Below are 6,472 nucleotides of genomic sequence, written 5' to 3'. Positions count from 1 at the left end.
CGTCATAGCTGCCCGCGAACGCGAAGCGCGAGCCCGCGAACACCGGCTGCTCGAGCAGGTCCAGCCCGCTTAGCAGGCCGACATAGATCATGTCGCTGCTCTTGAGCATCGGCGGCGAAAGGCGCGAGGCGAGCACCAGCGGCGAAAAACGGCGCTCGGCGAGACTCGGGGAGACGATCGGCATGATCGCTTTCAGCGCATAGGCGCTGCTGACGGGCAGATAGGACAGGCCGAGATCGACATAGCGCTCGCGCAGCTCCGGGCGGTGCATCAGCAGCTCGTCCAACTCGGCGCGCGAGTTGATCGAGAAATCGCGGACCAGCCGCGCGGGATCGGCGCCTGGCTTGTCCCGCTCGCCGACGAGATAATAATCGCCGGCGACGAAGGCGAGCGGCCGGCGGCTCTCCAGCAGCGCGGCCCAGGGCGGACTCTCCCGGACCGGATCGAGATTGTCCGCGTTGCCTTGCAGATGCTGCGCGGCCAGCATGAGCGCGGCGCCGCCGATCAACCCGCCGGCGAGATAGAGCCAGCGCGCGCTCCGCTTGCCGGGCGGGGCAGCCGAGGCGGGAGCGCGGGTCGTCTCATCAACAGGCACGTCCGCAGCCTCTGCGATCTCGGCGCTGTCGCCGATGTGGAAGCGATATTCGCCCTTCGGCAGCAGCAGCCGCTCGGTATCGAGCCTGCCAGGCCCGGCATAATGTTCCTCGAGCTTGCGGCGGAGGCGATGGACATAGACACGGACCGTCGCATCGGCCATGAGATCGGCATTCGATCGGCCAAACACATGCGAGGCAAGCTCGATTTCCTTCGGCGCCTGCCCGGCCAAAGTGCGCTCAAGCAGAAAATCGAACAGCCGGCGCAAAGTTTCCGAGCGGCCCAGGCTCAGCGACGACCGCACGCGCCCGGCAATCGCCGTCAGCTGCTCGCGATCGACTTGCTCCTGCACCGTTTCCGCCTCATCTCGCAGCGCTCGCCCAAGTCAGCACAAGGACGGATCGACATTCAGCCCTGACGGCGTGCAAATGGCGGTTCCGCGCGCTTCGGGTGCTCACGTACCTTTAGTACGCTGCGTTGAAACGAGTCACGTGCCTCGTTTCAAGGGTCACGCAAAACGACCGTTTTCGGCTCGTCGTCATCTGAATGTCGATCCGTCCTAGTTGCACGGGGAGCACCGGTCCATAGCCATCGCGCGAGCGGCGCCTCGGGGTAGGCCGGCGGCGACCGGGCACCGACGCAATGGGCCGGCGCGCCTCAGTCGGCGTCGATCATGAACAGCGTATTGTCCCGGTACTTCGGATCCATCCGGTTGAACAGCGGATGCACATCGAACGTTTCGTCGAGCACGCCGAGCTCGCTGAGACCGGCAAGATTATAGCTGCCCACCTTCGGTTCGCGCGGTTCGGCGCCGTCGCGGGTGATGGTGATCGCGTCGATAAAGTAGCTGTCGTTCCGCTTGTAGAGCACATGCGGCGCCAGAACGAGTGCGAGCTTGTTGTACTGCGCAGTGAGGCAGCGACGCAGAGCGATCGCCTCAAGAATGCTGCTATTATCCATGCCCCGGCCCCTTGGCCGGTTTGCGCCCGCTTTTCAAGAGGGAGCGGGCTCCCGCGCTTTCGATCAATAGTTCCGCCATGGCTGAGCATAGCTTTTGTTCCTATCGAATCGCGGGGCGGCATGGCAGCTAGGCGCCGCAAAAGGGGCAGTCTGCCTCCGGCGCAAGGGTTGGTGAGCGCGACGAGGCGGAATGGATCTGGCGCATGGACTTTCCGGGCTGCTGGTCGGCATGCTTGTCGGCATGACCGGCGTCGGCGGCGGTTCGCTGATGGCGCCCATCCTGATACTGCTGCTCGGCGTCTCGCCAACGACTGCGGTAGGCACCGATCTCTGGTTCGCCGCGATCACCAAGAGCGTCGGCGGCGTCGTCCATCACAGCCTGGGTGAACCCGACTGGCAGGTCGTGCGCCGCCTTGCCTATGGCAGCATTCCCGCCAGTATCGTGACCAGCCTGCTGCTGGCGCAGATCGATGCCAGCCAGATCAAGCACGGCCTCATCATCAGCTCGCTGGGTGTGCTGCTGCTCGCGACGGCGGCGGCAACCTTTGGATGGGGGCGGGTGCAGGCACTCGTCCTCGGCATGGAAAGTGCGGTCGTGACCACTTATCGCGCGCGCCAGCCGGCGCTGACGATCGCTGCCGGGGCATTGCTCGGCGTCATGGTGACGCTGACCTCGATCGGCGCGGGCGCGCTCGGCGCCGTGATGCTGATGGCACTTTATCCGATGCGCATGACGGCGCGGCGGCTGGTCGGGACCGACATCGTGCATGCCGTGCCGCTGACGATGGTCGCCGGTGTCGGCCATCTTTTCATGGGCAATGTCGATTTCGCGCTGCTCGGCTCGCTGCTCGTCGGGTCCATCCCCGGCATCGTGATCGGTTCGCTGCTGGCAACGCGCCTGTCTGCCACGATCCTGCGTCCCGTCCTCGCCGTCGTGCTGGCCGCGACGGGGATCAAGATGATCTTTTCGTGAGTCTTCGGCGCGTCTTCATCGCCCGCTGACAGGGAGGCGGAAAATGGCCAGGAGGCCGCGCGCGCTTCAGCTCAACGCCGCCCGCGCTGCCGCATATTCCACAGCCAGCCGCTCCACCAGCTTCTGCGCCGGCAGCACGTCATGCACCGAGCCGATGCCCTGGCCGGCGCCCCAGATGTCCCGCCAGGCCTTGGCGTCGGTCGCCTTGGCGAAGTCCATCGCAGAAGGGTCGCTCTGCGGCAGATTGTCGGGATCGAGGCCCTGCGCGACGATCGAGGCGCGCAGATAATTGCCGTGAACGCCGGTGAAGAGGTTGGAATAGACGATGTCGGCGGCGGTGCCCTCGACAATCCCCTGCTTGTAGATTGCCGTCGCGCGCGCTTCGTCGGTGGCGATGAAGGCCGAGCCGAGATAGGCGAAATCCGCGCCCATTGCCTGCGCTGCGAGGATGCCAGCGCCGGTCGCGATGGCGCCCGAGAGGGCGATCGGCCCATCGAACCAGGCGCGGGTTTCGGCCGTCAGGGCGAAGGGTGATTGCGCGCCCGCATGGCCGCCTGCGCCCGCCGCAACGAGGATCAGCCCGTCCGCGCCTTTCTCGACGGCCTTGTGCGCGAAGCGCTGGTTGATGACATCGTGGAAGACGAGACCGCCCCAGCTGTGGACGCCCGCATTCACCTCCTCGTTCGCGCCGAGCGAGGTGATGATGAGCGGCACCTTGAAGCGCTGGCAGATGGCGAGATCTTCGAGCAGGCGCGGATTGGACCGGTGGACGATGAGGTTGACCGCATATGGCGCGGCCGGGGCCTCGGGATGCGCCGCGTCGTGCGCGGCAAGTTCCTGCGTGATCCGGGTCAGCCAGTCCTCCAGTCGCTCCTCGCCGCGCGCGTTGAGCGAGGGCATGGAACCGATGATGCCGGCCTTGCACTGGGCAATGACGAGATCGGGATTGGAAATGATGAAGAGCGGCGCGCCGATGACGGGGAGGCGCAGGCCGCGCTGAAGCTGTGCGGGTATGGGCAAGATCATGGTCCTCTCTTGGGCGAGGGACTCGCATGAGGGACGGAACCGGTCAATGGGGCGAGCGGTTCACTCCGCAGCCTGCGCTGCTGTTCCCGGCACGATCGGGCGCCAGCTTTCGGCCGCACGCAGGCGGCGCATATAGGTGGTGGCGCCGATCTGCAGGGCGATGAGCATGAAGACGAACGGCTGATAGGCGATGCCGACGAACAGCGAGCCGACCAGATAGACGATGTGCCCCTGCACCATGGCCTGTGCGAAGGGCGCGACCCATTTGAATTCGGGCCTGTCCGTGTCCTTGTATCGCCGCCGCAGCCGCTCGCTCTGGACGAGCGTACCGACATTCAGCAGCAGCCACAGGAACAGGCCGGGGATGCCCTGCTCGCCAAGCATTTCGAAATAGCTCGAATGGAAGGCGCGGCCCTTGTCCGTGACGATCACATGCTCGACGCGCTGATTGTCGGCCGGGCCGCTCTTCTGCACCGTGTGATAGGTGAAGCTGTTGGCCAGATAGTTGTCGAAGCCGCCGCCGATGGGATTCTTGCCGACATAGTCGAGCGTCCATTTCCACACCTGCAGGCGGGTCGAGGCGCTCTCGTCCGCCTGATAGGCCGAGATGGTGTTCATCCGCTCCGTGAAGCTCGCCGGGAGGAAGGGAATGGAACACAGCAGGGCGAAGGCGCCAAGGCCGGCATAGAGTACTCGCCGTTGCGTGCGCCACCACATCAGCCCGGCGAGGATCGCTGCGCAGACCAGGCCAGTGCGCGCCTCAGTGCCGATCGGCATCAGCAGGCAGGCGAAGCAGAAAGCATAAGCGAAGAGCTTCACGCGCCAGTCCGGCGGGAAGATCGTACCGTGCTGCGAGAGATAGAGGATGAGCGGGATGATCGAGATGGCGACGGTCGAGATGATGCTGCCTTCATAAAGGCCGCTATTGTTGTCGACCATGAGGTTGAGCGATCCATAGCCGCCGCCGCCGAGCGCTGTCTTGATGCCGCCGGTGATGATGATCGACCCGGCGCAGAGGACCATGACGAGCGCCAGTGCCTCGATTCGCAGCTTTGTCCGCAAGGTGAGCGGCAGGAAGATGGCAAAGACCAGCGCCTTCCACACCCATCCCCATTTATGGTCGGCGGCCAACGGGAAGTCGGCATGCGTCGTCGTGTACCAGCAATAGATCAACAGCAGGACCATCACGACCTGCCGTCGCGAGAAGCGGCAATCCTGCTTGTCGTCGAAGATGAGCCAGGCGCCCACGGCCGAGGCGAAGGCGAGCAGCGAAACCGGAATCGAATTCAGCAGGAAATAGGACAGGCGTTGCGGCGAGACGATGTCGATATAGCTGTAGACCAGCACCAGGATGAACGGGCGCTTGAGGCCGAGGCCGAACATCGCGGCCAGGAACAGGATGAAGAAAAGGTCACGCATCGGGCGGCCGTCCGTTGCGGGATTTGCGCCGCCGGCGGCGGCGCGGCTGGCCGAGGAAGTTCAAGCGCTCGCCGCCAGCTTCGTCGTCCAGATCCTCGCGACCGAGCAGGCGCACGCAGGTCAGCAGAATGAGGCCGTGGACCAGCAGCAGGGAGAATGTGTCGATCATGAATTGAAGGCTCTCAACCCGTCCCAGCCGATGCTATCGCAGCTCATGGGAATTGCCCTAGCGCAAGCTGGTTGAGGCGGCGTTAAACCTTATCGGGCAAAGGTGAGGCGATGACGCGAATCCTCCATGTCCTCGATCACAGCCTGCCGCTGCACAGCGGCTATACCTTCCGCACGCGCGCGCTGCTGAAGGCGCAGCAGGGACGCGGCTGGGATGTGCGCGGCATTACCGGCAACCGGCATTATGCCGAGGGGCCGGCGGTCGAGACGGTCGATGACCTGACCTTCCACCGCGTGTCGGGCCGTTCGCAGGGCCGCATCGCGCCGATTGCCGAATGGCGCGACGTGAAGCGGCTGTCGGCCGGCATCGACGCGCTGGTGCGCGACTGGCGCCCCGACCTCATTCATGCCCACTCGCCCGTGCTTGGCGCGCTGGCGGCGGCGCCCGTGGCGCGGCGATACAAGCTGCCGTTCGTCTATGAAATCCGGGCTTTCTGGGAAGATGCGGCGGTCGGCAACGGGACCGGGCGCGAAGGTGATTTGCGCTATCGGGTCACGCGCTTCCTCGAGGATCGTGCGGTCGCCAAGGCCGATGCCGTGATGGTGATCTGCGACGGGCTGCGGCAGGATCTGATCGCGCGCGGCGTCGCGCCGGAGAAGATCGTCGTCTCGCCCAATGGCGTCGATCTGGAGCTGTTCGGCGATCCACCGCCCGCCGACGAAGCATTGCGCGCGCAGCTCGGCTTGGATGAGGCGGATGTGATCGGCTTCATCGGCAGCTTCTACGATTATGAAGGCTTGGACGATCTCGTCGCGGCCATGCCGGCGCTTGTGGCGCAGCGGCCCAGCGCGCATCTGCTGCTCGTCGGCGGCGGCCCTCGATCCGACGCGCTTCGCGCGCAGGCCGCCGCCTCATCGGTTGCCGAACGCATCCATTTCGTCGGCCGGGTGCCGCATCAGGACGTCGAGCGCTATTACAGCCTGATCGATATCCTCGCTTATCCGCGCAAGGGCATGCGCCTCACCGAGCTTGTCACGCCGCTGAAACCGCTGGAAGCCATGGCGCAGGGGCGGTTGGTCGCGGCATCGGCCGTGGGCGGCCATCGCGAACTCATCGAGGATGGTGTCACTGGCACCTTGTTCGCGCCGGACGATCCGGCCGCGATCGCGCGTGCGCTCGCCGGATTGCTCGCCGACCGGGGGATTTGGGACGAGCGGCGGCGCGTCGCGCGGGCGTTCGTCGAGCGTGAGCGGAGCTGGGCAAAGAATGTCGTTCGTTACGAACCTGTTTACCAACGGCTGTTAACGAACACGGATCGGTCGTGACGAGCT

7 protein-coding genes (1 of these 7 cut by a window edge) are annotated in these 6,472 nt (G+C 65.3%); 2 read left to right on the top strand and 5 right to left on the bottom strand.

Annotated elements, in window-relative coordinates; genetic code table 11:
* On the bottom strand, positions 1-946 hold the 5' portion of the coding sequence (locus KM135_RS06345; RefSeq protein WP_221713154.1) for a winged helix-turn-helix domain-containing protein. Its footprint begins 338 nt before the window's first position; the window shows 946 of its 1,284 coding nt (coding positions 1-946); the start codon lies at positions 944-946; its stop codon lies beyond the left edge, outside the window.
* Between the two features lie 305 nt (positions 947-1,251).
* Entirely contained in the window at positions 1,252-1,554 is a 303-nt protein-coding gene (locus tag KM135_RS06340) for a hypothetical protein (RefSeq protein ID WP_221713153.1), read from the bottom strand.
* Positions 1,555-1,744: 190 nt separating this feature from the next.
* On the opposite strand from KM135_RS06340, the gene KM135_RS06335 reads away from it, so the two are divergent.
* On the top strand, positions 1,745-2,527 hold the full coding sequence (locus tag KM135_RS06335) for a sulfite exporter TauE/SafE family protein (protein ID WP_221713152.1): 783 nt from the start codon (positions 1,745-1,747) through the stop codon (positions 2,525-2,527).
* Positions 2,528-2,593: 66 nt separating this feature from the next.
* Here KM135_RS06335 and KM135_RS06330 read toward each other — a convergent pair whose 3' ends face one another.
* From KM135_RS06330 to KM135_RS06320, 3 genes are read right to left on the bottom strand one after another with little or no spacing between them, the layout of a single operon-like run.
* Positions 2,594-3,553: an NAD(P)H-dependent flavin oxidoreductase gene (locus KM135_RS06330; protein ID WP_425517001.1), complete on the bottom strand. Its 960-nt coding sequence runs from the start codon at positions 3,551-3,553 to the stop codon at positions 2,594-2,596.
* 60 nt (positions 3,554-3,613) lie between these two features.
* A complete protein-coding gene (locus tag KM135_RS06325) occupies positions 3,614-4,972 on the bottom strand; it encodes a putative O-glycosylation ligase, exosortase A system-associated (protein ID WP_221713151.1) in 1,359 nt (452 codons plus the stop codon).
* Entirely contained in the window at positions 4,965-5,141 is a 177-nt protein-coding gene (locus KM135_RS06320; protein WP_221713150.1) for a hypothetical protein, read from the bottom strand. The genes KM135_RS06325 and KM135_RS06320 overlap by 8 nt, the downstream gene beginning before the upstream one ends.
* Positions 5,142-5,251: 110 nt before the next feature.
* On the opposite strand from KM135_RS06320, the gene KM135_RS06315 reads away from it, so the two are divergent.
* Positions 5,252-6,466 carry a TIGR04063 family PEP-CTERM/XrtA system glycosyltransferase gene (locus KM135_RS06315; protein WP_221713149.1) on the top strand — a complete coding sequence of 405 codons (1,215 nt, stop codon included), beginning with the start codon at positions 5,252-5,254 and terminating at the stop codon, positions 6,464-6,466.
* Positions 6,467-6,472: the final 6 nt, after the last annotated feature.

The sequence above is a fragment of the Sphingobium xanthum genome (assembly GCF_019737615.1).
Classification (GTDB): Bacteria; Pseudomonadota; Alphaproteobacteria; order Sphingomonadales; family Sphingomonadaceae; genus Sphingobium; species Sphingobium xanthum.
Note: the sequence above shows the minus strand (reverse complement) of the source record. Positions and strands in the feature narration are given on the sequence as shown.

Bases quoted from the DNA above. Each gene is read 5' to 3' on its own strand.
- KM135_RS06340 (WP_221713153.1), bottom strand. From the start codon at position 1,554: ATGGATAATAGCAGCATTCTTGAGGCGATCGCTCTGCGTCGCTGCCTC.
- KM135_RS06335 (WP_221713152.1), top strand. From the start codon at position 1,745: ATGGATCTGGCGCATGGACTTTCCGGGCTGCTGGTCGGCATGCTTGTC.
- KM135_RS06330 (WP_425517001.1), bottom strand. From the start codon at position 3,553: ATGATCTTGCCCATACCCGCACAGCTTCAGCGCGGCCTGCGCCTCCCC.
- KM135_RS06325 (WP_221713151.1), bottom strand. From the start codon at position 4,972: ATGCGTGACCTTTTCTTCATCCTGTTCCTGGCCGCGATGTTCGGCCTC.
- KM135_RS06320 (WP_221713150.1), bottom strand. From the start codon at position 5,141: ATGATCGACACATTCTCCCTGCTGCTGGTCCACGGCCTCATTCTGCTG.
- KM135_RS06315 (WP_221713149.1), top strand. From the start codon at position 5,252: ATGACGCGAATCCTCCATGTCCTCGATCACAGCCTGCCGCTGCACAGC.